This window comes from Streptomyces sp. O3, assembly GCF_054788135.1.
The window spans coordinates 36,173-61,687 of the sequence record NZ_JBTVYK010000034.1 but is presented as its reverse complement, the minus strand read 5'-3'; the positions used below and the strand labels follow the sequence as shown (position 1 = coordinate 61,687).

Here is a 25,515-nt window from a genome sequence, read left to right as displayed (position 1 = left end):
CGTTGGCCCTGCCTGCCCCGGCAGGCAGGGCCAACGGGTTTCAGACCTCCGGTTTCAGACTTCCGGCTCCGGCGCTCGGGCCGCGTGCCGGGCCGTCGGGTTGGCCATCAGGTGGCGCGGGTCGGCGGCGCGCGTGATGGCCGACTCGACGGCCGCCACCCGGTCGGCCAGCAGCCCGAGCGCGGCGACCGCACGGGCCGCCGGGTCGTCCTCCGCGCCGCCGAGCGCCTGCGCCCGGACGTACGCGGCGGTCAACTCGGCCCAGCGGTCCGCCTGCTGAGCCGTCAGCGTGCCGCGCAGCGCGGCCAGCTTCAGCAGATTGGACTCGGCGCCCGTGGTGAGGGTCTGGGCCTCGCCGGTGTAGTGGTCGTCGATGACGGCCGCCAGCTCGGCGTCGTTCATCACCGGCACGATCCGCTCCGCGATCTTGTTCATGTTGCGGTACGAGCCCTGGAGCTGGAACGGCGGCTCGCTGCGTGTCGCGTCGCTCTGCCCCGCCGACGCGATATAGGCCTCGTTGACGGCCAGCACCGTACGCCGCGCGGTGAGCAGATGGCGCAGCACGGCCAGCACCCGCTCCAACTCGGCCGGGGCGTACGGGTGCTGGAGCCGGTCCGGGTGCGCCGTGGGGTCGTCGGCGGCGAGCCGCACCAGCAGATCGAGGTCGGCGCGGTCCCGCCCGGCCAGCGGGGCGAGCACGGCGTTCGAGGTGAGCGCGTTCTCGACGAAGCTGTACGCGAACACGTCCTCCTTGCCGGAGAGGACGTCCCCCAGGTTCCACACGTCGGCGCGGTTGGCCAGCATGTCGGGGATGCGGAACCGCTGCCCCGACTCGGTGTACGGATTGCCCGCCATGCACACCGCGAAGCGCTTGCCGCGCAGGTCGTAGGTGCGGGTCGTGCCGTTCCAGACGCCCTCGATGCGCCGCTGTCCGTCGCACAGCGAGATGAACTTCTGCAGCAGCTCGGGCGAGGTGTGCTGGATGTCGTCCAGATAGAGCAGGGTGTTGCTGCCCGCCTCAAGCGCGAAGTTGATCTTGTCGATCTCCTGGCGCGCCGTCGCGTTCGGCGCCTCGGACGGGTCGAGCGAGGTGACGGTGTGCCCGAGCGCCGGACCGTTCACCTTGACCAGCACCAGGCCGAGCCGGTCGGCGACGTACTCCATCAGCGTCGTCTTGCCGTAGCCTGGCGGCGAGATGAGCAGCAGCAGGCCGTTGCTGTCGGTGCGCTTGTCCGCGTCCGCCGTGCCGATCTGCTTGGCGAGGTTGTCGCCGATCAGCGGCAGATACACCTCGTCGATCAGCCGGTTGCGGACGAACGCGCTCATCACCCGCGGCTTGAACTCCGACAGCCGCAGCCGGTCGCGCTCGGCGCTCACCAGGGCCGTACGCCGCTGCTGGTAGGCCCGGAAGCCGGGCGCCCCGGCCCGGTCGAACTCGCGGGTGCGCGCCAGGAACTCGTCGACGCGCAGCGTGAGCGCACGGCCCTCGACACGGGGGTGCGCGCCCAGCAGGCCCTCGACCCGCTCGGCCAGCGCCGCCCCCGACGCGTACCGCTCAAGGTCCGGGCACAGCTCGATCACGACGGCCTCGGCCAGGTCGCCCGCGTCGATCCGCTCGCCGCAGGACGCCGCGTACGAGCCCATCCACGCCTCGATCAGCTGCCGCCTGGCGCCGATGTCCGTGACGCCCCGTACGTCCGCGTCGTACGCCGAAGCGTCCACGGCGTGCCGGAACTTGTCGACCAGGTCACGCGCGGCGGAGCTGCTCGTGAACCCGGCCGGGCCGCCCGCCAGTTCCTCGAAGAGGTACTCGGCGGCCAGCGCGAAGTCCACCCGCGTCCCGGCGTCGGGCTCGCCGCCCGCCGCGATCGCCGCCGCCAACTCCGCCTGGAGATCCGCGATCGCGGGCGCTAGGCCGAACGTCTCGCGGGCCCGCGCCATGGACGCCGCGCGCCGCGTCCACGCCGCGCGCTCCGCGTCCGCGGTCCGGTGCGCCCAGAACTCCTGGGCGGCGGCCCGCTCCACGGGCGGGTACCGCAGCAGCCCCGCCTCGCCGTACAGCCGTACCAGCGCGGTGAGGATCAGCGTCGCGTCGTGGTCGTGCACACCCCGCTCGTACCCCTCGTCGTACGCCTCGTCGGCGGCGGCGCGCACCAGGGACGCCAGGTCGGCCGACGCCAGCGCGTCGCCCCCGTGCTGAGCGAGCAGCCGCGCCGCCAGGTACTCCGCGCGGTACACCTCGGGCGACTCGGACGGCAGCAGCCGGTCCCAGTACGGGCGGGTGTCGGCGAACGCCGGGTCGGTCACCGGGGCGCGGTAGTCCGTGCCGGTCAGGGCGAACGACAGGCCCTCGCCCTGCGGCACCAACGTCAGGTCGAAAGCCTGGGTGTTGACCGCGAACCGGTGCTTGCCGAGCCGGATCACCGCCCCGCCGTCCGCGTACAGGTCGGACCGGTCGCGCAGCGCGCGCGAGGCCTCCTGGCGGGCGGCCTTCAACCGTCCCTCGAGCTCGTCCGAGCGCACCTGGTCGCCCAGTTCGCGCAGTTCTTCGGCGGTCCGCTGGACCTTGGCGACCATCGGGTCGGACGCGAAGTACGTGTTGATCGCGTCGGTGTCGGAGAGCTGCGCCGCACGCCGCTGGATGGTCTCCAGGACACGGGCCGCGGACTCGGCGAGTCGCTCCGCGTGCCGGGCCCGCGCGTCCTCCAAGGTCTGCTTCCGGGCCGAGAACGCCTCGTACACCTCGCCGCGCTTCTCGCCCAACTCGGCGAGGAAGTCGTCGAACTCGGCGAACCGCGACTCCAGATTCTCCAACTGGAGCAGCAGTCTGGCCAGTTGCTCCTCGCAGGCGGCGGGCGTGTCCGCGGCGGCCAGCGCGCCCGTGACCGCCTGCCCGAGCAGCGCGAACTCCGCCGCGAACTCGGCCCGGCCCTCGCTGTCCATCAGCTCACGGCGGCGCGCGGCCAGCGTGGCGCGGGCCCGGTTGACGCCGCCGAGCACCTCGGCGATCCGCTCCAGGATCGATGTGCGCACCGTGGCGTCGCCGATGTCCAGGCCCGCGACCGTCTCGGTCAGGACCTGCAGGCCCTCGGTCCGCTCCTCAAGCGTCTCGGCCACCGGGTCGGCCGCGGCGACCGTCGCCACCGCCTCCGCCTCAGAGACCAGCCGCTCCACCTCGGCGTGGTAGTCCGTGAAGGCGTCGTCGCGCTCCAGGAAGGCCACGGCGCGCTGCGCGGTGGCGGTGATGTCGGCCTCGACCTCGTCGGCCAGCGCGTCGATCCGCTCGACGTCGGCGTACCGCATCTCCTTCAGGGTGATCAAGTGCCCCTGGGCCTGGCGCAGTTCGGTCAGCCCGGTCACCCACTGCTCAGCGGTCCGCGGCGCTTCGCCGCGGATGCGGCGCACCAGCGCGGCAAGCCGGGAAGCGGCCTCGTCCAGGGCCTCGGCGGCCTGCCGGGTCAGCGTCTGGACGGTCTCGAACTCGCCGAGCACCTGCTCGGCGGTGGCCCGCACCTCGCTGAGCGGCGCGTGCAGATCGCCCACATCGGCCTGGCCCAGCCAGTGGTACTGGTCGGCGGCGCGGGTGCAGGCGGCGACCAGGGCCTCGTAGACCCCGCCGGTGGGCGCGGCCGTCTCGGTGACGGCGCGCGCGATGGACAGACAGTCGGAGACGCCGCGCACCAGGTCCGCGTTGCCGATGGCGGCCAGCGGCCCGTCCCCGGTGGGGGCGGCAGCGGCGTGCGTGTCGGAGACGTACGGGCTCTGCCACAGCTGGAGCGGGTGCACACGGGCCGGTTCGTCGGAGTCGGCGCGCAGCACGATCAGCGTGCCGTCGTCGAACAGCGCCCAGCCGTGGCAGGCCAGCGGAGTGGCGACCTCCTTGCGGATCACGTTGTAGGGCAGCAGCAGGCTGCGGCCCTCCACGCGCGCGTGGAACGCGAACAGCACGTCCTCGCCGTTGGGAGAGCGCACCACCCGCTCGAACTCGAGGTCCGCCGCCGGGAAGGCGTTGGCGTCGAAGGCCTTGGACGCGCCGGTGGCCAGGCAGTAGCCGCCGGGGAAGATCACGCCCTGGTCCTCGGGCAGCCTGCGGCAGGCCTGCCCGATGCCGTCCAGCCGCACCACCGTCTTGGCAGTGGTGTTGTAGACCAGGTAGCGGGTGGTCTCCTCCTTGTACGGGCGGATGCGCAGCAGGATCAGCGCCCCCACGCGCGCGTACGCCACATCCGCGTCGGCGAGCGACTGCAGCGGCTCGTCGACGGGCTCGGAGAACACGCCCTCGCCGGTCTCGGTGTTGTCCTCGACCTTGACGGTGAGAGTGCCGCCGACGGTCTCGACGAAGACCTCGCCGTCGATGGAGATATGCGGGTGACGGCCCAGGACGTGGTCCTCGCGGGTGGCCTCGGTCCACTCGAAGTCGTGGGACGGCGGGAAGACGTGGTCCCGGTCGCCGCGCGCGTCCAGGAACTCCACCGTGCCGTCGGCGGCGACGCTCCAGCGCAGTACGCGGATGTCGGACGTCTTCTCGCCGGTCTGGAACACCGCGAGCAGCTTGCCGTCGACATGCCGCAGCTGGAGCAGGCGCGCGTCCCGGTAGTAGCGGTACAGCGCGGTGAACTCGCGGACGAACGCCGGGTCGTCGAGCAGTCCGGGCAGCGCGTCCTCGGGCAGCCGGTTCAGCGCGTGGTCGTGCAGCGCGAAGACGTCGCCGACCGCGGTCTCGGGCTTGAGCCCCAGGAACACGTTGTAGCCGAACAGCAGCTTGCCGCCGACGGACGCGATGTCGCGCGGCACGCAGTTGTTCTCCGTGCGGATGCGCTCGGTGCCGGTGAGCGCCAGCTCGGTCGAGCCGAACGCCTCGGTGCGCTGGGCGTTCAGGACCTCGGCGCGGCGGGCGAGTTCGGCGGCCTGCCCGGCCAGCCGGTCGCGCAGGACCTCGTACGTACCGGCATCCAGACCGGTTTTCATGTGTCTGCTCCCTTTCGGGGAATGGCGGGCCGGGGGCCGCCGACCCTGCGGCGGCCCCCGACCCGGTCCGGCCGGACCTCAGGCCTTGGCCGCGCCGTTCAGCGCGGCCACCGGGGTGTCGGCGAGGCCCAGCTCGCCCGCCTTGTCGAGCAGCTCCTTGAGCTGGCCCGCCTGGCTGCCGCCGGACCGCATCAGCTTCATCAGCAGCGCCGACACCGTCAGGTTCTGCACGTCGCCCGTGGACACCGAGCCGAGGATCCGGCTCAGGTCGTCGGTGAAGTCCGCCGAGCCGTCCAGCCACGGACCGGCCAGGGTCTGCGCGGTCCGCGAGTTCTCCACGAAGCTGTCCACGCCCTTGCCGAGCGCGATCGAGGACACCAGCCGGTCGAAGAAGACCGACTCGCCGCCGACGATGTTGATGTCGGCGCTCTCCAGGCCGGCCGCGACGACCTTGGCCTGCGCCTCGGCGACCTTGTACTGCACCTCGATGCCGGCCATCCGGATGTCCTTCTCCGCCTCCAGGCGCAGCCGGTACTCCTCGTGCGTACGGGACGCCTCGTCCAGCGCCGCCATCGCGGCCGCCTTCTCGGTGAGGCCCTCGGCCTCGGCCTTCAGCTTCTCGCCGATGGCCGCGGCGTCCGCCTTGGCCTGCGCCTCGGCGCCCTCGGCGACGGCCAGGGCCTTGGCGCGCTCGCCCTCGGCCTCGGCGCGCAGCCGTGCCTGGGTGGCCTCGGCCTCGGCGCGGCCCGCCTTCTCGATGGCGTCGGCCTCCTTCTCGCGTACCTGCACGAGGGCCAGGCCCTCGGCGGCCGCCTCGGCCTGCATCCCCTCGGCCAGCCGCAGCTTGGCGCGGGCGTCCAGGTCGGACGCCTTGAGGCGGGCCTCGGCGAGGGTGAGCTCCTCGGCGGCGCGGTGCGTCGCGGCCTGCTCGGCCGCCTCCGCCGCCTTGATGTCCTTGACCAGCTTCTCCTGCGCCTCGGCCTCGGCGGCGATGATGACGGCCTGTCGCTGCCGCTCCGCCTCCTCGACGGCGCGCAGCTTCTTGATCGACTCCTCCTGCTCGGCGACCGTACGGTCCACGGCGACCCGCTCGCGGACGACGTCGGCGATCTCCCGCTTCTCCGCCTCGACCTCCTTGTCGGCGGCGATCCGGGTCAGTGAGGTCTCCCGCTCGCGGGCGATGACCTCCAGCATCCGGTCCTTCTCGATGCGCTCGGTCTCGATGGCGATGACCCGCTCGCGGTTCTTCTCGGCGACCGCGACCTCACGGCCCTGGTTCTCGCGCTGGATGCCGAGCTGCTCCTCGGTCTTCAGGAAGGCGCTCTGCGCCCGCAGCCGCTCCTCCTCCACCACCCGCGCCGTCTCGGCCTCCTCGCGCGCCCGCGCGGTCTCGACCTCGCGCTTCTGCTTGGCCTCGGCGTCGGCCTGGCGGCGCTCCAGCTCCAGGATCGCCTCGCGCGCGTCGACGTTCTGCCGGGTGGTCTCCTTCTCCTCGGTGCGCTGGTACTCGTTGGTGCGCACGCGCTCCACGGCGGTCAGCTCGGTGATCTTCCGGATGCCCTGGGCGTCCAGGATGTTGTGGCTGTCCAGCTGCGCGAGCGGCGTCTGCTCCAGGTAGTCGATCGCCGCGTCCTCAAGGCTGTAGCCGTTGAGGTCGGTGCCGATGACCTGGATGATCCGGTCCCGGAACTCGTCGCGCATGGTGTAGAGGTCGGTGAAGTCCAGCTGCTTGCCGACGGTCTTCAGCGCCTCGGAGAACTTCGCGTTGAACAGCTCCTGGAGCGTGTTCTGGTCGCTGGCGCGCTCGGTGCCTATCGCCTGGGCGACCTTGATGACGTCCTGGGTGGTCTTGTTGACCCGGACGAAGAACGAGATCCGGATGTCGGCACGGATGTTGTCCTTGCAGATCAGCCCGTCCCGGCCGGTGCGCGTGATGTCGATCGTCTTGACCGAGATGTCCATGGTCTCGGCCTTGTGCAGCACCGGCAGGACGACCTGCCCGGTGAAGGTCACGTCGACCTTGCGCATCTTGGAGACGATCAGCGCCTTGCCCTGCTCCACCTTGCGGAACAACCGGGTGAGACAGAGCAGCACCGCTACTGTCATGATCAGGACGACGGCGATGAGCACACCGAGGCCTTGAGTGAAGACGTCCATGAAGAATCCTTGAGTCAGTGCCGGAGTTCCGCTCGGGCGGTGGTGTCGCGAGCTCGGTCAGGCAGTGGTGTCGCGGGGCTCGGGCAGCCCGTCGTACGTCGGGTGGGGCGCGGCCCAGAAGAACTCGCCCGCTTCGTCGTAGGCGTACAGCAGCGCGGTGCTGCCGAAAGTCAACGCGTTCGCCGGGTGGGCGGCCAGATCGCGGGCGGTCTGCCGGACCTGGACGACGGCGGTGGAGCCGTCGTCGGCGGCGACCTCGGCTTGGCCGAATCCGTCGTCCACGCGACTGGTGCGGATGGTGCAGGCGCGTCCGACGAAGTCCAGCCGGGACGGCAGCGGCTCGTGGGCGAAGAGCGCGCGCAGCGGTCTGCTCAGCAGCCGCGTCAGCCGCCAGGAGACCAGTACGGCGATGATCAGCACGCCGCAGGCGGCCCCGGTGGCGAGGGCGCCGCTGACGCCCCAGCGGTCCAGGAGCACCGAGCCGACCAGGCTGGTGAACCAGGAGAAGAGCGTCAGCAGGGAGACCGTGACGGTGACCGGGACGCCGCCGAGGCCGACGGCCCCGAACCCGGCATCGGCGCCGAAGGAGTCCGCCTCGGCCGCGCCGAACGCGGCGAGCAGCCAGAAGCCCAGGACCACGACGAGCGCGCCGGTGAACAGGACCGTGGGAAAGGTGAGCGCGACATGCAGGAAGTCACTCATGATCCCGTCCCCCCGTCCCGTTCACTGCTCACGTGCGTACTGATGCACGCTGAACGATTCCAGCCACCCTAGTGGATGCCAGGCGCGGCCCCTTCTCCGGGACCGACGGCCCGCTGCCGCCGTCGCCGCCGTGGCTGCCGTGGCTGCCGTCGGCGTCATCCTGGCAGAAGGACGCCATCGCGGACACTGCCGGTTCCCGGCAGTTCTTATGCGTTCTCGATGCCGGGGCGGCACCACGGGACGCACCACGGGGCCCAGGTGATCAGTTTCCAGCTTCGCTGGCGGCGCGGGACACTGCCGGGACGCGGCAAGGCCGGTGTCCCGGTGACCAAGACGCGGCGCGCTCCGGCGATCGGGCGCCCCGGCGATCGGGCGGCCCGCGGGCGGGCAGGTCCGCGGGCGGTGCGGCCGCGCGGTCTCCCCGGCGCCATTACCTCGCGCGTAATCGACCGGCCCGGCGACGCACGGCAGGGTCGACCGTACGTCCCCCTGCTCGAAGGAGGCTGAATCCGTATGTCGACCTATGCGCTCACCACACTCGCCCGCACCTCTGATCCGCGGATCATGCTGCGCCGCTTTCTCGCCCTGGACGCCCTGGTGACCGGCGCCAACGGGCTCGCCTACGCCGCCGCGTCGAAACCGCTCGGGCGGCTGCTCGGCGTGGACGCCGCCCTGCTGCTCGCCGCCGGCGTCCTGCTGGTGCTGTACGCGGCCGCGGTCGGGTACGTCGCCGCCCGTAGGCGGCCCTCGGCGCTCGCGGCCCGCGCGGTCATCGAGGCCAACGCGGCGTGGGCGGTGCTCAGCCTGGCCGTGCTGGTCGGCTGGCTGTCGCCGACCACGGCGGGCGCGGTGTGGATTCCGCTCCAGGCCGCGGTCGTGGCGGGCTTCGCGGCCGTGCAGTACGCGTCCCTGCGCGCGTGCGTCAGGGCGTGAGCGACCGCAGGTAGCTGACCGTCGCCGGGTCGGCCGGGAGGAGCGTCTCGATGGCCAGCTCGGCGACCGTCACGTCCATCGGCGTGTTGAACGTCGCGATCGACGACACGAACGACAGCACCCGCCCCTCGTGCTCGATCAGCAGCGGCAGCGCGAAGTACGGGTACGGGACGGACGCCCCCGTACCGCCGGGCCCGGCCCCGCTCGGCCTGGCCCCGTCGGGCCCTGCCCCGCCAGGCCCCGCCCCGGCGTCCTCCGCGACCGGATACGCCGCCACCTCCTCGTACAGCGCCCGCAGCGCGGCGGACCGCTGGAGCGCGATCTGTCGCTCCATCTGATGCAGCAGATGCCCGCGCCACTCACGCAGATTGCGGATCCTCGACGCCAGGCCGTCCGGGTGCAGGGTCAGCCGCATCGCGTTCAGCGGCGGCGTCAGCAGCCGCTGAGGGATCCCCGCCAGGAGCATGGTGATCCCCCGGTTGGCGGCGACCACGTCGTACGTCGCGTCGACGACCAGCGCCGGATAGGGCTCGTACCCGCGCAGCAGCCGCTCCAGGCCCTCGCGCAGCGCCCCCATCGAGGGGTCGTCCAGTGGCGTCTCGGAGAAGCGGGGCGCGTAACCGGCCGCGAGCAGCAGCGCGTTCCGCTCCCGTACCGGCACCTGGAGATGCTCGGCGAGCCGCAGCAGGAAGTCCTCGCTGGGGCGGGACCTGCCGTTCTCCACGAAGCTGATGTGCCGGGCCGACGAGTCCGCGCGCAGCGCCAGCTCCAGCTGGCTGATACGCCGTCGCTCGCGCCAGCCGCGCAGGAGCGGCCCCGCGCCCTTGGGCGCCTGGGTTCCCTGACCGGAAACGACGGTTGCCATACCGGGACGGTAGTACAGACCGCGTCGGCGTCCGGCCGCCTGTGGCACGCTGAGGAGCATCCGCAGCGAAACACCGACCCTCCCTTTCCGGCTTTTCCGAAGGAGCGCGCCCATGCCCGTCGAACCGCTGTCGCAGAAGGACATCGAGGACCGGCTCACGGAGCTTCCCGGCTGGTCGCTGCAAGGCGACCGGATCGCCCGCTCGTACCACCTGGCCTCGCACTTCGCGGCGACCGCGATGGTCGTGCACATCGCCCAGGTGCAGGAGGAGCTCAACCACCACGCGGATCTGACCCTCGGCTACAACACCGTCGCGCTCACCGTGAACACCCACAGCGTGGGCGGAGCCGTCACCGCCATGGACTTCAAGCTCGCCCACCGGATCGAGCAGCTCGCTCCCGGACACGGCGCGGCCTGAGCCGCCCGACGGGCCCCGTGGCGGCGGGCGCACACCACCGGTTTGCCGGAACCGCAACAATGATTGCCGCGCCGGCCCGGCCCGCCGCACACTGACGACGCCCCGGCGCACCGCGGCCAACCGGCCGACGACCGGGCGACGAAAGGGGACCTCATGGGCGGCCACCACCCCGCGCACACCGACAGCGGCACCGACACCCCTGCGCACGCGCATGGGCACGACCACACCACCCAGCCGGACTGGGACGCCCTGGCCGACGCGATCGAACGCCGCGCCGAGGTGTTCGGGCCGCTGTACACGCAGGTACTCGACGCCTTGCGCGAGCAACTGCCGCCCGCCGCCGGGGCTCCCGCCCGAATCGTCGACGCGGGCAGCGGCCCCGGCGTGCTCACCTGCCGCCTCGCCGAGACCTTCCCCGAGGCGGAAGTGATCGCCGTGGACTCCACCGCGAGCCTGCTGGAGCGCGCCACGCTCCGCGCCAGGGACGCCGGACTCGCGGCACGCGTCCACACCCGGCTCGCGGAACTCCCCGAGGGCCTGGCCGACACGGGCGCCGCTGACCTGCTCTGGCTGAGCCACACCCTGCACCACTTCGCCGACCAGCGGGCCGCACTCGCCGACTGCGCCCGTGCGCTGGCCCCCGGCGGCACGCTGGTCCTCATCGAGGGCGGACTCCCCGCGCGCTACCTGCCCCGCGACATCGGCATCGGCCGCCCCGGCCTGCAGTCCCGACTCGACGCGGCCAACGAGGACGTCTTCGCCGGGATGCGCGCGGCGATCCCCGGCGCCAAGGACGACGCGGAGGACTGGCCCGCCCTGCTCGACTCGGCGGGCCTGCGCCACACCGCGACCCGCAGCTACCTCCTGGACCTCCCGGCCCCGCTGACCCCCGAAGCCCTCGCCCACGTCACCGAGACCCTCACCCGCTACCGCGAGTCCTTCGCCGACCGCCTCGCCCCCGACGACCTGACCACCCTGGACCGCCTGCTCGACCCGAAGGACCCGGCAGGCCTGCACCGCCGCACGGACGTGTTCCTGCTCAGCGCCCAGACGGTCCACACGGCGGTCAAGCCGTAACGGACACCTCGACGGGCCGTGAGGGCACCGGGTCCTGATACAGGGTCAGGAACCGAAGGAACCGAAGGACCGGCAGGTGTCAGTTGTAGTCGAAGTCGTCCGGGTTCGGGCCCAGGCGCTTGCCCTCGTCGAGTGCCGTGATGGCGGTCAGGTCCTCGGTGTCCAGGTCGAAGCCGAAGACGTCGATGTTCTCCTGGATCCGGGACGGCGTCACGGACTTGGGGATCGCGATGTTGCCGGTCTGGAGGTGCCAGCGCAGCACGATCTGGGCCGGGGTGCGGCCGTGCTTCCGGGCGATGGCGACGAGGGTCGGAACCTCCAGGAGGCCCTTGCCCTGGCCGAGCGGTGACCAGGCCTCGGTGGCGATGCCGTGCTCGGCCTGGAGGGCGCGCAGCTCCGACTGCTGGAGCTGCGGGTGCAGTTCGACCTGGTTCACGGCGGGGACGACGGAGGTCTCGTCCAGCAGGCGGCGCAGATGGGCCGGCTGGAAGTTGGAGACGCCGATCGCCCTGGCCCGGCCGTCGGCGGCGATCTCCTCGAAGGTCCGCCAGATCGTGAGGTAGTCGTCGCGCATCGCGCGCGGCCAGTGGATCAGGTAGAGGTCGACGTACTCCAGGCCGAGCTTCGTCAGCGAACTCTCGAACTCGCGCAGGACGTTGTCGCGCGTCCAGGTCTCGGACGCGCTGTTCCACAGCTTCGTGGTGACGAAGAGGTCCTCGCGGGCGACGCCGGAGGCGGCCAGGGCCTTGCCGGTGCCCTCTTCGTTGCCGTAGACGGCGGCTGTGTCGATGCTGCGGTACCCGGCCTCGAGCGCGGCGCCGACGGCCCGTGTGGCCTCGGCGTCCTCGACCTGCCAGACGCCGAAGCCGAGCTGGGGCATCGCGACGCCGTTGTTGAGGGTCTTGCTGGGGACCTTGCTGCTCACGGGCTCTCGATCCTTACGTGGTGGGGTGGTACCTCCATCGTGAACGATCAGGGCCGCGCGGGCATTCCCGTTCACCCGCCGTAGAGCGCCTCGACCTCGGCCGCGTAGGCCTGCTCGATGGCCTTGCGCTTCAGCTTCAGCGACGGGGTCAGCAGCCCGTGCTCCTCGGAGAACGGCTGGGCCAGGATCCGGAAGGTGCGGATCGACTCGGCCTGGGAGACCAGGGTGTTGGCGGCGATCACGGCGCGCCTGAGCTCGCTCTCCAGGTCCGGGTCGCGTACCAGCTCGGCCGGTTCGAGCTTCGGCTTGCGGCGCATGTTCAGCCAGTGGTCGACCGCCTCGGGGTCCAGTGTCAGCAGCGCCGCGATATACGGGCGGTCGTTGCCGACCGCGACGCACTGCGCCACCAGCGGATGGTCGCGTACGCGCTCCTCCAGGCGCGCGGGCGAGACGCTCTTGCCGCCGGAGGTCACCAGGATCTCCTTCTTGCGCCCGGTGATGGTCAGATAGCCGTCGCTGTCGAGCCGTCCCAGGTCACCGGTGGCCAGCCAGCCGTCGCGGAGGGCGGCCTCGGTGGCCGCGGGGTCGCTGAGGTAGCCCGGAAAGACATGGGCGCCGCGCAGCCAGATCTCGCCGTCGTCCGCGATCCGTACCGAGGTGCCGGGGATCGGGTGGCCCACCGTGCCGAAGCGGGTCCGCTCGGGCGGGTTCATGGTGGCGGCCGCGCTGGTCTCGGTCAGCCCGTACCCCTCGTAGATCATCACCCCCGCGCCCGCGAAGAACAGGCCGAGGCGCCGGTTCATGGCCGAGCCGCCGGACATCGCGTGCCGGATGCCGCCGCCCATCGCCTCGCGCACCCTGGAGTAGACCAGCTTGTCGAAGACCTGGTGCCGCATCCGCAGCGCGGCCGAGGGGCCGGGACCCGTGCCGAAGGCCTTGTGCTCCAGCGCCTCCGCGTACCGCACCGCGACCTCGACCGCCTTGTCGAACGGCCCGAGCCTGCCCGCCAGCTCCGCCGCCCGCCGCGCCGCGTGGAAGACCTTCTCGAAGACGTACGGCACGGCCAGCACGAACGTCGGCCGGAAGGACGCCAGGTCGGGCAGGAGCGCGGCCGCGGTGAGCTCGGGCTGGTGTCCGAAGACCACCCGGCCGCGGATGCCCGCCACCTGCGCCACCCGGCCGAAGATGTGCGCGAGCGGCAGGAACAGCAGGCTGGACGCCTCGTCGCCCGGCTTGGAGTGGAAGACCGGCTCCCAGCGCCCGAGCATCATGTCGCACTCGAACATCAGGTTGGCGTGGGTGAGCAGGCAGCCCTTGGGGCGGCCGGTGGTGCCCGAGGTGTAGATCACCGTGGCGGTCGAGTCCGGGGTGACCGCGCGCCGGTGGCGGTGCACCACCTCGTCGTCGATGTGCTCGCCCGCCGCGCGCAGTTCGCCCGCCGCCTGAGCGTCCAGCTGCCAGAGCCGCTTGAGGTGCGGCAGCCGGTCGACGACCGAACCGACCGTCATCGCGTGGTCCTCGTGCTCGACCAGACAGGCCGTGACCTGCGCGTCGTGCAGGATCCACCAGACCTGGTCGGCCGACGACGTGGGGTAGACGGGAACCACTTGCGCGCCGACCGTCCACAGCGCGAAGTCGAAGAGCGTCCACTCGTAGCGGGTACGGGACATGAGGGCCACCCGGTCCCCGAACCGCACCCCCTGCGCGAGCAGCCCCTTGGCCAGTGCCAGCACCTCGTCGCGGAACCGCGCCGCGGTCACATCCCGCCAGCGCCCCTCGACCTTGCGGCGCAGCGCGACCCGGTGCGGGTCGCTCTCGGCATGGTCGAAGACGGCGTCGGCGAGTCCGCCCACCGGTGGGGCCGACGTCAGGGGGCGGGAGGTGAACTCGAGCACGGGCACTCCCTTGTGGCGCTCTGTGCAGCGCCGGTGACGGTACCCCACCCCGTGCTCGGTGGGGAGGGGGCGGAGCAAAATGCTTACTTGAAAGTAACTTACTGTTCCGTAAGCGCGGATCACCGGTCGCGTGCCGCCCGGTGCAGCCGGTCCCCGCCCGCGAGGATCGCCGCCGCCAGCGCCCGCGCCGGACCGCGCGCCGCCGACGCCCCGGCCCCGTGCAGCAGGACGAAGTCCACCCCGCCCAGCTCCGGCAGCCCCGCCCGCACCCGTGCCAGCCCCGGCGGGATCAGGCCACGGCTGTGCGCCATCACACCGAGCCCCGCGTGCGCGGCGGCCAGCAGCCCGTTCAGGCTGCCGCTGGTGCAGGCGATGCGCCACGGGCGGCCGTGCCGCTCCAGGACCTCCAGGGCGCGGGCGCGGGTGATGCCCGGCGGCGGGTAGACGATCAGCGGCACCGGGCGGTCCGGGTCCAGGCGCAGCCCCTCGGCGCCGATCCACACCAGCTCGTCGTGCCACACCACCGTCTCGCGCGCGCCGTGCGGGTCGCCTGGACCGCGCTTGGCCAGCACCAGGTCGAGCCGCCCGGCCGCGAGCCGCTCGTGCAGCGTCCCGGACAGCTCGACCGTCAGCTCCAGGTCGACCTCGGGGTGCTCCTGGCGGAACGCCCCCAGGATCTGCGGCAGCCGGGTCAGGACGAAGTCCTCCGACGCCCCGAAGCGCAGCCGCCCGCGCAGCCGGGTGCCGGTGAAGAACGCCGCGGCCCGCTCGTGCGCCCGCAGGATCGTCCGCGCGAAGCCGAGCATGGCCTCGCCGTCCTCGGTCAGCCGCACGCTGTGCGTGTCCCGCGCGAACAGCTGTCGCCCGGTGGCGTCCTCCAGGCGGCGCACATGCTGGCTGACCGTGGACTGGCGCAGCCCGAGGCGCTGGGCGGCCTGGGTGAAGCTCAGCGTCTGCGCCACCGCCAGGAACGTACGCAGCTGTGACGGGTCGTACACGCCCCCAGGCTAGCGCGATTATCGCGATGCGTGATGACAGTCAGTTCTGTATACGGGATTCCCGATGATCCCGGAGGGGAGGACGATGGACAGGGGACGGCCCGCCCCCGACGACGGTGCCCCGACCCCGACGACTGTGCCCCGACCCCGCCCTGATGACCTGGAGCTCGTGCGCCGTGAAAGCCTGGATGCCCGTCGACCCGTTCATCGCGACGCTCGTCGGGACCGTGGGCGTCGCCGCGCTGTTCCCCGCGCGCGGGACCGCGGCCGACGTCGCCTCCGGGGCCTCGACCGCCGCCATCGCCCTGCTCTTCTTCCTGTACGGCGCCCGGCTCTCGACCCGCGAGGCCGTCGCGGGGCTGCGTAACTGGCGGCTGCACCTGACCGTGCTGGCCTGCACCTTCGCGGTGTTCCCGCTCCTCGGCCTGGCGGCCGGGGGCCTGGTCCCGTACGTCCTGACCCCCGCCCTGTACAGCGGCCTGCTGTTCCTCACCCTGGTGCCCTCGACCGTCCAGTCGTCGATCGCCTTCACCTCGATCGCCCGCGGCAACGTGCCCGCGGCGATCTGCGCGGGCTCGTTCTCCTCGCTCGTCGGCGTGCTGCTGACACCGCTGCTGGCCGCGGCGCTGATCGGCGGGCAGGCGGGGTTCTCCGCCGACTCGCTCGTGAAGATCGCGCTCCAGCTGCTGGCGCCGTTCGTCGCGGGCCAGCTGCTGCGGGGCTGGTGGAATCGGAAGGGGCGCGCGCAGCGCGCCAGGCAGGCTGGTGGTGGGCGACGGGCGGGCTTCGCCGCGCGGAACCGGAGGGTGCTGGCACTCGTCGACCGGGGCTCGATCCTGCTGGTCGTCTACACCGCCTTCAGCCAGGGCATGGTGCGGGGCATCTGGGGACAGGTCACCCCGGCCAGGCTCGGCGCGCTGCTCGCCGTCGAGGCGGTGCTGCTCGCGGTGATGCTGGCGCTGACCTGGTACGGGGCCAAGCGGCTCGGCTTCGCCCGCGCCGACCGGATCGCGATCCAGTTCGCCGGGTCCAAGAAGTCCCTGGCGGCCGGGCTGCCCATGGCGAGCGTGCTGTTCGGAGCGCAGGCCGCGCTCGCCGTACTGCCGCTGATGCTGTTCCACCAGATGCAGCTGATGGTGTGCGCGGTCATCGCCAGGCGGCGCTCGCGCGACCCGGAGGTCAGTCCGCCGGACCGAGCCGCAGACGCACGAACCGAGGCCGGTACAGGGCCACGTTCCGGGTGATGTGCGACAGCCCCGCCTGCGGCCTCGGGTCCAGCCAGTTCACGTCGTAGCTGACCACCAGCTCACCGCCCCGCCCGCCGAGCGCGGTGTGCGCCTGCGGGTTGTAGGCCGCCGCGTCCCGCCGCGCGGCGCTGTCAGCGGGCAGCGGCGGCACGAAGGCCTTGGCCGGTCCGTGCCACGGCCCGCTCGGCGAACAGGCCCAGTACGAGGTGACCGTGGTCAGCCCCTCGGCGCCCGCGGCCATGGTCAGCAGCACCCAGCTCGACCCGTCGCGCACGACCGTGAACGCGCTGCCCACGCCCTTCCGGTCGCCGTCGCCGAGCACCGGCCGCGCATGGCGGTCGCGGGTGTCCCAGCCGGTGCCGTCCCAGTACTCCCACGCGGCCGGTTCGGCCAGCCTGCCGTCCGGCACGCGGGCCAGGTGAGCGGCCGACGTCGGGCGCGCGGTGGCCTGCTCGTCACTGCCGCCGAACACATAGGTGTAACCGTCCAGGTCGACCGCCGTGGTGCCGTACAGCACACGGCTCGCCGGGTCGGCCACCGCGGACTGGTCGGACACCTTCACGATGCCCTCCAGGCGCAGGTCGGGCAGCGAGAGCGTGGCGACCTCGGTGGCCAGCGGCACCCCGTAGATCCACGGCCCGGCCCCGGTCTCGCGCGTCCACAGCAGCACCCGTACGACACGCTCGGACGCGCCGGGCGTACGGGCCTCGACCTTGGCGGCGACCGGCCAGCGCCACTGGCGCGGCGCGGGGTCGGGGAACAGCGGCGCGGGCAGGGTCCGCTCCAGACGCCCCGCCGCCGACATCAGCACGCCGGAGTTGCGCAGCAGCGGGGTGCTCTCGGCCCGCCAGGAGTGCGGCTGGCCCGCGAGGTTGGGCGGCGGGTTGACCCGGCCCAGATAGGTGTCCGAGAACAGCCACAGCACCCGCCCGTCCGGCAGCCGCACCGAGTGGGTGCCGTCGCCTCCCGACCAGTCGTCGTCCCGTGCCGCGTCGTCGCCGTACCGCGCGAACTCACCGGTGGTGCCCTCGTCCGCCGTCCATGAGGCGACCTTGCGGGGGGCGCACTCGACGGCGCGGCCGTCGTCGTCCCCGTCGTCCGGGAGAGCGGTGATCACGACGGCTGTCAGGAGCAGCACCACCAGGAGGATGAGACCGGTCCCCGGCCGCGGCCTGCCGCTCCGCTCGTCGTGTGGCTGACCTCGCCGCGCGGTCGCGCGGTCCCCGGTGGGTATGACGGACACGCTCGGGACGCTATACGGGTGGCGCGGACGCGGTCCATGGGGCACCGCGGCACGGTGTCCCGTGTCACACCCGGCGCGGCGCGGCGGCGGCGCGGGTCAGCTCCGGGCGGCCGGGTGCCCGAGAGCGACGCGGTGTTCGCCCGCGTACACGTTCATGGCGGAGCCGCGCAGGAACCCCACCAGGGTGAGGCCGGTCTCGGCGGCGAGATCGACCGCCAGCGAGGACGGCGCGGACACCGCCGCGAGCACCTCGATGCCCGCCATCACCGCCTTCTGCGCCAGCTCGAACGAGGCGCGCCCGGACACCAGCAGCACCGTACGGGACAGCGGCAGCCGCCCCTCGCGCAGCGCCCGCCCGACCAGCTTGTCGACCGCGTTGTGCCGCCCCACGTCCTCCCGTACGTCGAGCAGTTCACCCGAGGGCGAGAACAGCGCGGCGGCGTGCAGGCCCCCGGTCTGGTCGAACACCCGCTGCGCGGCGCGCAGTCGGCCGGGGAGCCCGGCGAGCAGCTCGGGCGTCAGCCGGACCGGGGGAGCGCCGGTGCCGTCGCCGGTGCCGTCGGCGTCGCCGCCCCGGCCGTCCGCGCCCTGGCCGTCCACGCCGCTGAGCGGCCAACGCGCCTGTGTGCGCACGGCGTCCAGGCTCGCCTTGCCGCACAGGCCGCAGGACGAGGTGGTGTAGACGTTCCGCTCCAGGGTGATGTCCGGCGGCACGACACCGGGCGCGGTCCGCACGTCCACCACGTTGTACGTGTTGGCGCCGTCCCCCTCGGTCGCTCCCGCGCAGTACACGATGGACCGCAGCTCGTCCGCCGAGCCGAGCACCCCCTCGCTCACCAGGAACCCGGCCGCGAGCGCGAAGTCATCGCCGGGCGTGCGCATCGTGATGGCGAGCGGCTTGCCGTTCAGCCGGATCTCCAGCGGCTCCTCCGCGACCAGGGTGTCCGGCCGGGTGGTGACCCGTCCGTCCCGGACGCGGATCACGCGCCGTCGCTCCGTGACTCGTCCCATGTCGTGATCAGTCCCGTCGGTCCCGGTGCCGTCCGTGCTCGCTGTCCGTGCTCGCTGTACGTGCTCATTGTCCTGCACACACAACCGCGGCCGCGGCCGAGCCCCGCGGTGCGCGAACACCGCCGCCGCCACGGAGATCGCGTGAAGCCTCCAAGGCTGACGTGCGAATCCTGTCGCTTCACACGCCCGCGTACTGGTGAGTCGCTCAGCAGACTGTGCTTCTCGTACGTCACGTCACCGCTACGGAAGGCCCCTCGCACATGAACGGCTCTCGCATCGTCGCGGTCGGCCACTACCAGCCCGCCAAGGTCCTCACCAACGCGGAGCTGGCGGAGCTGGTCGACACCAGCGACGAGTGGATCCGCAGCCGGGTGGGCATCCGCACCCGCCATGTGGCCGGGCCCGACGAGCCGGTGGACGAGCTCGCCGCCCACGCGGCGGCCAAGGCGCTGGCCTCGGCGGGCCTGAACCCCGAGGACGTCGACCTGGTGGTGGTCGCCACCTCCACCGCGATCGACCGCTCCCCGAACATGGCCGCGCGGGTGGCCGCCAGGCTCGGCATCCCCTCGCCCGCGGCCCTGGACGTCAACGTGGTCTGCGCGGGCTTCCCGCACGCCCTGGCCACCGCCGACCACACACTGCGGGCCGGGGCCGCGACCAGGGCGCTGGTGATCGGCGCCGACAAGATGACCGAGGTGACCGACTGGACGGACCGCACCACCTGCGTGCTGACCGGCGACGGCGCCGGCGCCGTCGTCCTGGAGGCGGTCCCGGACGGCGAACAGCCCGGCGTCGGCCCGGTGCTGTGGGGCTCGGTCCCCGGCATGGGCAACGCCGTACGGATCGAGGGCACCCCGCCGCGGTTCGCCCAGGAGGGCCAGAGCGTCTACCGCTGGGCCACCACCCAACTGCCCGCGCTCGCCCGGCAGGCGTGCGAGAAGGCGTCGCTCGCGCCACAGGACCTCGCGGCCGTCGTCCTGCACCAGGCCAACCTGCGGATCATCGAGCCGCTCGCCGCGCGGATCGGGGCGACCGGCGCGGTCGTCGCCCGCGATGTCGTCGACTCGGGCAACACCTCGGCCGCGAGCATCCCGCTGGCCCTGTCGAAGCTGGTGGAGCGCGGGGAGGTCGAGCGGGGCGCGCCGGTGCTGCTCTTCGGTTTCGGCGGGAACCTGTCGTACGCGGGGCAGGTCGTCCGCTGCCCCTGAGCTGACCGCAGGGGCCCTCTGCGTGACGGTCGCCTCACGCACCGTGAGAATCTGTCGACGCTCGCCCCGCACCCGGTCTACCTGCGCGTACTCGGCGGATACGCAGGTGAAAGGCACCGGAAATCCTTGGTATTGTTGTCCATGTCGCCGCGGGGCCCGCTCCGGGGCCGACAGACACCTAGTCCGGGTGGCGGAATGGCAGACGCGCTAGCTTGAGGTGCTAGTGCCCTTTATCGGGCGTGGGGGTTCAAGTCCCCCCTCGGACACCAGCAGGACATATGCGAATGACCGGTCGAGCCCCTCTGGCTCCCCGGTCTTTCGTCGTGCGCGCTTTCGCCCTTCTCGGCGTCCGGGGCGAAGGCCAGGGCGTCCAGCAGCCGCCAGTACAGATGTGCGCCACCGTCGGCCAGGGCGCCGCCCGCCGCGACGTACTGATCGGCGAACCGCATACCGGTGGGGGCGCCGTGCAGCAGGGCCAGGGCCGTCGAGCAGTGCGCCACATCCAGGTCGGCCGGTCCCCAGGAGGTCTCCACCCAGTCCACGGCGCCGGTGAGCCGAGGCCCGGCGTCGTCCAGGGCGAACAGGACGTTGCCGGGATGGAAGTCCCGGTGCAGGAAGCAGGCCCGGTGGGCCGGGGCTCGCGGCGGATCGCTCGCACGGCCCGCTGCCACAGCTCGGGGCGTCGGGTGTCACCGGGCGGAGTGACGCGCTCCGGCGCGGTCCATGCCTGGTAGACGCGGGGCCGGTGTTCCGGGGGCACCCGCAGCCGGTGGATACGGACGAGCTGGCGGGCCATCAGGTCGCCGCCTCGCGGTTCAGCAGGCCCTCCGCGTGCCGTACGTAGAAGGGCTTGACGAAGGACCGCAGCACCAGCGACCTGCGGCCGTCCGGCCCGGCGATGCCCAGTCGGCGCATCTGCGACGTACTCCCGCCGCGCAGCCGGGCGACCTCCGTGATCCGCTCGGCGTCGGACAGGCCCCGCTCGACCCAGGCGCGCGTCGCGTCCCAGGCCGGGGCCTCGCCGTCCGGGCCCTCGTCGTGCGGGTCCTCGTCGTGCGGGGGCAGTGCGGGCGTGCGCGGGGTCACCGGTTCCCAGGTGTAGCGGACGTCCGGCTCGCGTTCCTCGTTGCGCCGCCCGTCGGTACGCTCCCCGGCCACGAAGCCGTGCCGCTCGTAGAACCGCCGGGCGGGCCCGTTGACCTGGAACGTCCACAGCCCGAGACCGTCCGGTCGCCGCTCCTTGGCCAGGCCCAGGAGCCGGTCACCGACGCCCCGGCCGCGCCAGGAGGGTTCGAGGTAGAGCTGTTCGAGCTCCGCGCCGTCCAGCACCAGGAGCCCCACCACGGACCCGCCGACGACAGCCACCCATGTCTCGTGCCGTGACACGACCACCTGAGCGAACCAGCCCCGCACCTCGTCGTCGCCGTGCGCGCGGCGCACGGTCGGCAGCGCGGCGGCGAACGACCGTAGCCATACGTCGGCCACTTCGGCGGCGTCGGATCCGTCGGCCCGCCGCAGAACCAGGTCAGCGGTCTCCACGAGCTCCACGATGTGCGCCTCTCCCTGTCTCGCTATACCTTGCGGTCCAGCCGGACGCCCAGCACATCGCGCGCGTAGCGCTCGACGAAGCCGGGGAGGTACGGGTCGCGGTCCAGTGCGGCGAAGGGCTCGTCGAAGCGCGCGTCCGGCGCGTCCGTAAGCAGCACGATGCGCCAGGTGTTCAGGGGGTGCTCATCCGTGCCAGCCACTCCGTGCTGCACATGGAAGAGCGGCTGCCGTGGATCAGCGGTCAGCGGCGTACCGTCCGCGTCCGGCAGCTCGGCCCGCCCGATGAACGTCACCACCTGCCGCTCGTGGTTCAGCCCCACTTCTTCGAGTACGAGACCGTATGCGTCGGGGTCGGCCCACAGCCGCTGCGTCGACCGCCGTACGAACGCGTCCCCGAGCGCGCCGTCGGTGCGCCCCGGAGCCCAGGCGGCGTCGCTGCCCGCCTTCACGACGTAGGGGATGAACGCGCCGGGGCTGGCCGCCTTGCGCACCTCCATGTCCCACAGGTCGGCCCGCGTGAGCCGCAGCGGTTCACCGGTGGTGTAGTGCTCGTCGAGCACCTTGTTGACATCGACCGGCGTCAACTCGGCCCGAGTGTGGTGCGGGTCGGCCCAGGCTCGCTCGAACTCCGCCTCAGCAGCCACGTACGACATGCTTGCCCCGTCCCTCCGAGCTCCCACCGGGAGCCGCTCGATGCGTTTGCCGCGCGGAACATGATCATACGAGTGAGGAGGGGCACAGCCACTCGAATTGCACGGGGGACGGGGGCCCGGCGGCCGCTCACCCGGTCGGCACCTCTTCCGCGGTCGGGAAGGACTCCTGGGCGCCCTTCCGGGTGACGGCCGCCGCGCCCACCCGCGCCGCGAACGCGGCGGCCGCCGGGAGCGCCTCGCCCCGGCCGAGACGCCAGGCCAGGGCGGCGGTGAAGGCGTCGCCCGCGCCGGTGGTGTCCACGGCGTCCACCCGCGGACTCGGGACCCGTACGACGGCGCCCGTACCGGATTCGGCGACCAGCGCGCCCGCCGCGCCCAGCGTCACCACCGCCGACCGCGGCCCGAGCGCGAGCAGCCGCCGCGCCCAGTCCTCGGGCTCCGGGCCCGCGAAGCCGCCGAGCACGACCGCCGCCTCGTGCTCGTTCACCACCAACGGATCGCAGGCGGCGAGCACTTCGGCGGGCAGCGGCGCCGGGGGAGACGGGTTCAGCACCAGCCGGGCCCCGACGGGCAGCGCCCGCACCACCTCGGCGACCGTGTCCAGCGGGATCTCCAGCTGGACGGAGACGACGCGGGCGCGGCCCAGCAGGCTCCCGGCGGCCCGGACGTCCTCGGGGACCAGCCGGGCGTTGGCGCCCGGCGAGACCACGATGCTGTTGTCGCCGGAGGGGTCCACGGTGATCAGGGCGACCCCGGTCGGCGCCCCGCCGACCAGCACCCCGCCCGTGTCGACCCCGGCGGCACGCTGCGCGTCGAGCAGCAACCGGCCGTGGGCGTCGTCTCCGACCCGCGCCAGCAGGGCCGTCCTGGCTCCGAGGCGGGCCGCGGCGAGCGCCTGGTTGGCGCCCTTGCCGCCCGGATGGACGCTCAGGTCGGAGCCGAGCACGGTCTCGCCGCGGGCGGGCCGGCGCTCGACGCCGGTCACCAGGTCGACGTTGGCCGATCCGACGACCACGAGGTCATAGCGGTCATCGCGGTCATCGCGGTCGTCACAGTCGTCGTGCTCATCGAGGTCGCCGGTCGCGAAGCCTGCCATCTGCCCGCGTTCGGACTGATCCATTCTCGCTCCTTCGGGTAGTACCACGCGCACCCATTGTGTTGGAAGGCTGGGCTCGCGCACCGCAGCGCAGTTCACCACAGGTCACAGAAGGTCGAGGGGACACCCATGTCCGTAGGCGAAGAGACGCGCACCGAGCAGGTCGAGCAGAAGAGCCTCGGCACAGCCGCCGCGCGAAATCTGGCCACCACCGCCAAGTCCGTTCCCCAGATGCAGGAGATCAGCTCACGCTGGCTGCTGCGCAAGCTCCCCTGGACCCAGGTGCAGGGCGGCACCTACCGGGTGAACCGCCGACTGAGCTACACCGTCGGGGACGGCAAGATCACCTTCGTGAAGACCGGCTCCCAGGTGCGGGTCATCCCGGCTGAGCTCGCCGAGATCCCGGTGCTGCGTGGCTACGAGGACGAGGAGGTGCTCGGCGAGCTGGCCGACCGCTGCGTGCAGCGCGAGTTCGCGCCGGGCGAGATCCTGGCCTCCTTCGGCAGCCGGATGGACCAGGTGTTCCTGCTGGCGCACGGCAGGGCCGAGCAGGTCCATGAGGGCGCGTACGAGGACGAGGCCGTACTCGGCGTGCTCGCCGACGGCGCGCACTTCGGCGATGCCTGCCTGACCGACGCGGACGCCATCTGGGAGCAGACGGTACGGGCCGAGACCACCTGCACCGTCCTGCTGCTGCCCCGCGACGCCGTCCTCCAGGTGGCGGAGCGCGCCGAGTCCCTGAGCGCCCAGCTCAACCGGCCCGCCGTACCGAACCAGCGCGCCAACCGGTACGGCGAGAAGGAGATCGACCTGTCGGCCGGACACGTCGGCGAGCCGGAGATCCCCGGCACCTTCGTGGACTACGAGGCGTCCCCGCGCGAGTACGAACTGAGCGTCGCGCAGACCGTCCTGCGCATCCACACCAGGGTCGCGGACCTCTACAACCAGCCGATGAACCAGCTGGAGCAGCAGCTGCGGCTCACGGTCGAGGCCCTCAAGGAGCGCCAGGAGCACGAACTGGTCAACAACCGCGAGTTCGGGCTGCTCAACAACTGCGACTATGAGCAGCGGATCCAGCCGCACGACGGCGTGCCGGGCCCGGACGACATGGACGAACTGCTCAGCCGCAGGCGCGGATCGAAGCTGTTCCTCGCGCACCCCAAGGCGATCGCCGCGTTCGGCCGCGAGTGCAACAAGCGCGGCCTCGTCCCGGAGACGATCGACGTGGACGGCAACCGCATTCCCACCTGGCGCGGCGTCCCGATCTACCCCTGCAACAAGATCCCGGTCAGCGACGCCCGTACGACCTCGATCATCTGCATGCGTACCGGCGAGAAGGACCAGGGCGTCATCGGACTGCATCAGGCCGGAATCCCCGAGGAGATCGAGCCCAGCCTGTCCGCGCGCTTCATGGGCATCAGCGAACAGGCCATCGCCTCCTACCTGGTGACGGCCTACTACTCGGCCGCGGTCCTGGTGCCGGACGCCCTCGGCGTCCTGGAGAATGTCCAGGTGAGCAGGTGGCGATGAGCCAGCGCACCGAGGCGGCCCCGGAATACGAGGCACGTGCCCTGCTGGAGGAGACCCGGCACATAGTCGACCCCGAACTCCGGGCGGCGGTGGACTCACTGCCCGGCGCGATGCGGCGGATCGCGCGCTACCACTTCGGCTGGGAGGACGCCGACGGCTTACCCGCGGCGGGTCCCGCCGGAAAGGCGGTGCGTCCCGCGATGGTACTGGCCACCACCGCGGCGCTGGGCGGCTCACCGGGTGGCGCGGTGCGGGCGGCAGCGGCGGTGGAGCTGGTGCACAATTTCACGCTGCTGCACGACGACATCATCGACCGCGACCGCACCCGCAGACACCGCCCCACCGCCTGGACGGTCTTCGGCGAGGCGGACGCACTCCTGGCGGGGGACGCGCTCCAGGCGCTGGCCCTGCGTCTGCTCCTTGAGGACTCATACCCGGCGTCCGCTCCCGCCGCCGCGCGGCTCGCCGCCTGTGTGGTGGAGGTCTGCGAGGGCCAGCAGACGGACGGCGCCCTGGAGCGCCGTGACGTCCGGGACGTCACCCTGGACGACTGCCTGACCATGGCCGGGGCGAAGACGGGAGCCCTGCTCGGCTGTGCCTGTGCGATCGGGGCGCAGTACGCGGGGGCGGGCGAAGCCGAGGTGACCGCGATGGACGCCTTCGGCCGGGAGGCCGGGCTCGCCTTCCAGCTGATCGACGACATCATCGGGATCTGGGGGGACCCGAGGCACACCGGGAAACCGGCGGGCGCCGACCTCGCGGCACGCAAGAAGTCCCTGCCGGTGGTCGCCGCGCTCACCTCGGGCACGCCCGAGGGCGCCGAACTCGCCGAACTGTATACGCGCCCGCTCGCCGACGCCGACCTGGAGCGCGCCGGGGTCGCGGTCGACCGGGCGGGCGGCCGCGACTGGGCCGCGCGTCACGCCTCGGACCGGATGGCGACCGCGATAGACCGCCTCTCGCACGCGGTGCCCGACCAGCAGGCGGCGGGCGGCCTGCTGGCGCTCGTGGAGTTCGTGACCCGACGCACGTACTGACGGC

At 72.6% G+C, this 25,515-nt stretch carries 18 protein-coding genes, 1 tRNA gene and 2 pseudogenes; 8 read left to right on the top strand and 13 right to left on the bottom strand.

What is annotated here, in order from left to right:
• Window positions 1-54 precede the first annotated feature (54 nt).
• The 3 genes from ACX6XY_RS18515 to ACX6XY_RS18505 form a co-directional block, all read right to left on the bottom strand.
• The gene (locus ACX6XY_RS18515; RefSeq protein ID WP_460331890.1) at window positions 55-4,968 is read right to left on the bottom strand and encodes a DNA repair ATPase; all 4,914 of its coding nucleotides are present in this window, start codon (window positions 4,966-4,968) and stop codon (window positions 55-57) included.
• A 78-nt stretch (window positions 4,969-5,046) separates the two neighbouring features.
• A complete protein-coding gene (locus tag ACX6XY_RS18510; RefSeq protein WP_460331888.1) occupies window positions 5,047-7,125 on the bottom strand; it encodes a flotillin family protein in 2,079 nt (692 codons plus the stop codon).
• A gap of 57 nt (window positions 7,126-7,182) precedes the next feature.
• Window positions 7,183-7,827 carry a hypothetical protein gene (locus ACX6XY_RS18505; protein ID WP_460331886.1) on the bottom strand — a complete coding sequence of 215 codons (645 nt, stop codon included), beginning with the start codon at window positions 7,825-7,827 and terminating at the stop codon, window positions 7,183-7,185.
• Window positions 7,828-8,340: 513 nt separating this feature from the next.
• On the opposite strand from ACX6XY_RS18505, the gene ACX6XY_RS18500 reads away from it, so the two are divergent.
• Window positions 8,341-8,760 carry a hypothetical protein gene (locus ACX6XY_RS18500; RefSeq protein ID WP_460331884.1) on the top strand — a complete coding sequence of 140 codons (420 nt, stop codon included), beginning with the start codon at window positions 8,341-8,343 and terminating at the stop codon, window positions 8,758-8,760.
• On the opposite strand, the gene ACX6XY_RS18495 is transcribed toward ACX6XY_RS18500, so the two are convergent.
• Window positions 8,750-9,625, bottom strand: a complete 876-nt coding sequence (locus tag ACX6XY_RS18495) for a helix-turn-helix domain-containing protein (protein WP_460331882.1) — start codon at window positions 9,623-9,625, stop codon at window positions 8,750-8,752. The two genes, ACX6XY_RS18500 and ACX6XY_RS18495, sit on opposite strands and share 11 nt — an antisense overlap.
• Window positions 9,626-9,737: 112 nt before the next feature.
• On the opposite strand from ACX6XY_RS18495, the gene ACX6XY_RS18490 reads away from it, so the two are divergent.
• Both ACX6XY_RS18490 and ACX6XY_RS18485 read left to right on the top strand, forming a co-directional pair.
• Window positions 9,738-10,043: a 4a-hydroxytetrahydrobiopterin dehydratase gene (locus ACX6XY_RS18490; RefSeq protein WP_460331880.1), complete on the top strand. Its 306-nt coding sequence runs from the start codon at window positions 9,738-9,740 to the stop codon at window positions 10,041-10,043.
• Between the two features lie 153 nt (window positions 10,044-10,196).
• Complete coding sequence (locus ACX6XY_RS18485; protein WP_460331878.1) at window positions 10,197-11,120, top strand: class I SAM-dependent methyltransferase; 924 nt, start codon at window positions 10,197-10,199, stop codon at window positions 11,118-11,120.
• 79 nt (window positions 11,121-11,199) lie between these two features.
• Here ACX6XY_RS18485 and ACX6XY_RS18480 read toward each other — a convergent pair whose 3' ends face one another.
• The 3 genes from ACX6XY_RS18480 to ACX6XY_RS18470 form a co-directional block, all read right to left on the bottom strand.
• Window positions 11,200-12,000: an aldo/keto reductase gene (locus ACX6XY_RS18480; protein WP_460331930.1), complete on the bottom strand. Its 801-nt coding sequence runs from the start codon at window positions 11,998-12,000 to the stop codon at window positions 11,200-11,202.
• Window positions 12,001-12,116: 116 nt separating this feature from the next.
• Window positions 12,117-13,940 carry an AMP-dependent synthetase/ligase gene (locus tag ACX6XY_RS18475; RefSeq protein WP_460331876.1) on the bottom strand — a complete coding sequence of 608 codons (1,824 nt, stop codon included), beginning with the start codon at window positions 13,938-13,940 and terminating at the stop codon, window positions 12,117-12,119.
• A gap of 119 nt (window positions 13,941-14,059) precedes the next feature.
• Complete coding sequence (locus tag ACX6XY_RS18470; RefSeq protein WP_460331874.1) at window positions 14,060-14,938, bottom strand: LysR substrate-binding domain-containing protein; 879 nt, start codon at window positions 14,936-14,938, stop codon at window positions 14,060-14,062.
• Between the two features lie 188 nt (window positions 14,939-15,126).
• On the opposite strand from ACX6XY_RS18470, the gene ACX6XY_RS18465 reads away from it, so the two are divergent.
• The gene (locus tag ACX6XY_RS18465) at window positions 15,127-16,182 is read left to right on the top strand and encodes a bile acid:sodium symporter family protein (RefSeq protein WP_460331928.1); all 1,056 of its coding nucleotides are present in this window, start codon (window positions 15,127-15,129) and stop codon (window positions 16,180-16,182) included.
• On the opposite strand, the gene ACX6XY_RS18460 is transcribed toward ACX6XY_RS18465, so the two are convergent.
• Together ACX6XY_RS18460 and fdhD are read right to left on the bottom strand one after the other, a co-directional pair.
• A complete protein-coding gene (locus tag ACX6XY_RS18460) occupies window positions 16,118-17,419 on the bottom strand; it encodes a DUF4185 domain-containing protein (RefSeq protein ID WP_460331926.1) in 1,302 nt (433 codons plus the stop codon). The genes ACX6XY_RS18465 and ACX6XY_RS18460 overlap by 65 nt on opposite strands.
• A gap of 105 nt (window positions 17,420-17,524) precedes the next feature.
• Window positions 17,525-18,439, bottom strand: coding sequence for a formate dehydrogenase accessory sulfurtransferase FdhD (gene fdhD / locus ACX6XY_RS18455; RefSeq protein ID WP_460331872.1), 915 nt, complete (start codon window positions 18,437-18,439; stop codon window positions 17,525-17,527).
• A gap of 260 nt (window positions 18,440-18,699) precedes the next feature.
• Between fdhD and ACX6XY_RS18450 the strand changes: the two genes are divergently transcribed.
• Together ACX6XY_RS18450 and ACX6XY_RS18445 are read left to right on the top strand one after the other, a co-directional pair.
• Window positions 18,700-19,647, top strand: coding sequence for a beta-ketoacyl-ACP synthase III (locus ACX6XY_RS18450; RefSeq protein WP_460331870.1), 948 nt, complete (start codon window positions 18,700-18,702; stop codon window positions 19,645-19,647).
• Window positions 19,648-19,828: 181 nt separating this feature from the next.
• Window positions 19,829-19,916 (top strand) — tRNA-Leu (locus ACX6XY_RS18445).
• Between the two features lie 69 nt (window positions 19,917-19,985).
• Here ACX6XY_RS18445 and ACX6XY_RS18440 read toward each other — a convergent pair.
• From ACX6XY_RS18440 to ACX6XY_RS18425, 4 genes and pseudogenes are all read right to left on the bottom strand, one after another.
• Window positions 19,986-20,604 (bottom strand): annotated as a pseudogene (locus ACX6XY_RS18440) (aminoglycoside phosphotransferase family protein); the annotation flags it as partial.
• A gap of 129 nt (window positions 20,605-20,733) precedes the next feature.
• A pseudogene (locus ACX6XY_RS18435) lies at window positions 20,734-21,186 on the bottom strand (GNAT family N-acetyltransferase); the annotation flags it as partial.
• A gap of 32 nt (window positions 21,187-21,218) precedes the next feature.
• Window positions 21,219-21,839 carry a hypothetical protein gene (locus tag ACX6XY_RS18430; protein WP_460331868.1) on the bottom strand — a complete coding sequence of 207 codons (621 nt, stop codon included), beginning with the start codon at window positions 21,837-21,839 and terminating at the stop codon, window positions 21,219-21,221.
• A 136-nt stretch (window positions 21,840-21,975) separates the two neighbouring features.
• Window positions 21,976-22,944, bottom strand: a complete 969-nt coding sequence (locus tag ACX6XY_RS18425) for a ribokinase (protein ID WP_460331924.1) — start codon at window positions 22,942-22,944, stop codon at window positions 21,976-21,978.
• A 129-nt stretch (window positions 22,945-23,073) separates the two neighbouring features.
• Here ACX6XY_RS18425 and ACX6XY_RS18420 point away from each other — a divergent pair, with 129 nt between their 5' ends.
• Both ACX6XY_RS18420 and ACX6XY_RS18415 read left to right on the top strand, forming a co-directional pair.
• Entirely contained in the window at window positions 23,074-24,474 is a 1,401-nt protein-coding gene (locus tag ACX6XY_RS18420; RefSeq protein ID WP_460331866.1) for a family 2B encapsulin nanocompartment shell protein, read from the top strand.
• Window positions 24,471-25,511 (top strand): family 2 encapsulin nanocompartment cargo protein polyprenyl transferase, encoded by a 1,041-nt coding sequence (locus tag ACX6XY_RS18415; RefSeq protein WP_460331864.1) that lies wholly within the window; start codon window positions 24,471-24,473, stop codon window positions 25,509-25,511. Before ACX6XY_RS18420 ends, ACX6XY_RS18415 begins: the two co-directional genes overlap by 4 nt.
• Window positions 25,512-25,515 lie beyond the last annotated feature (4 nt).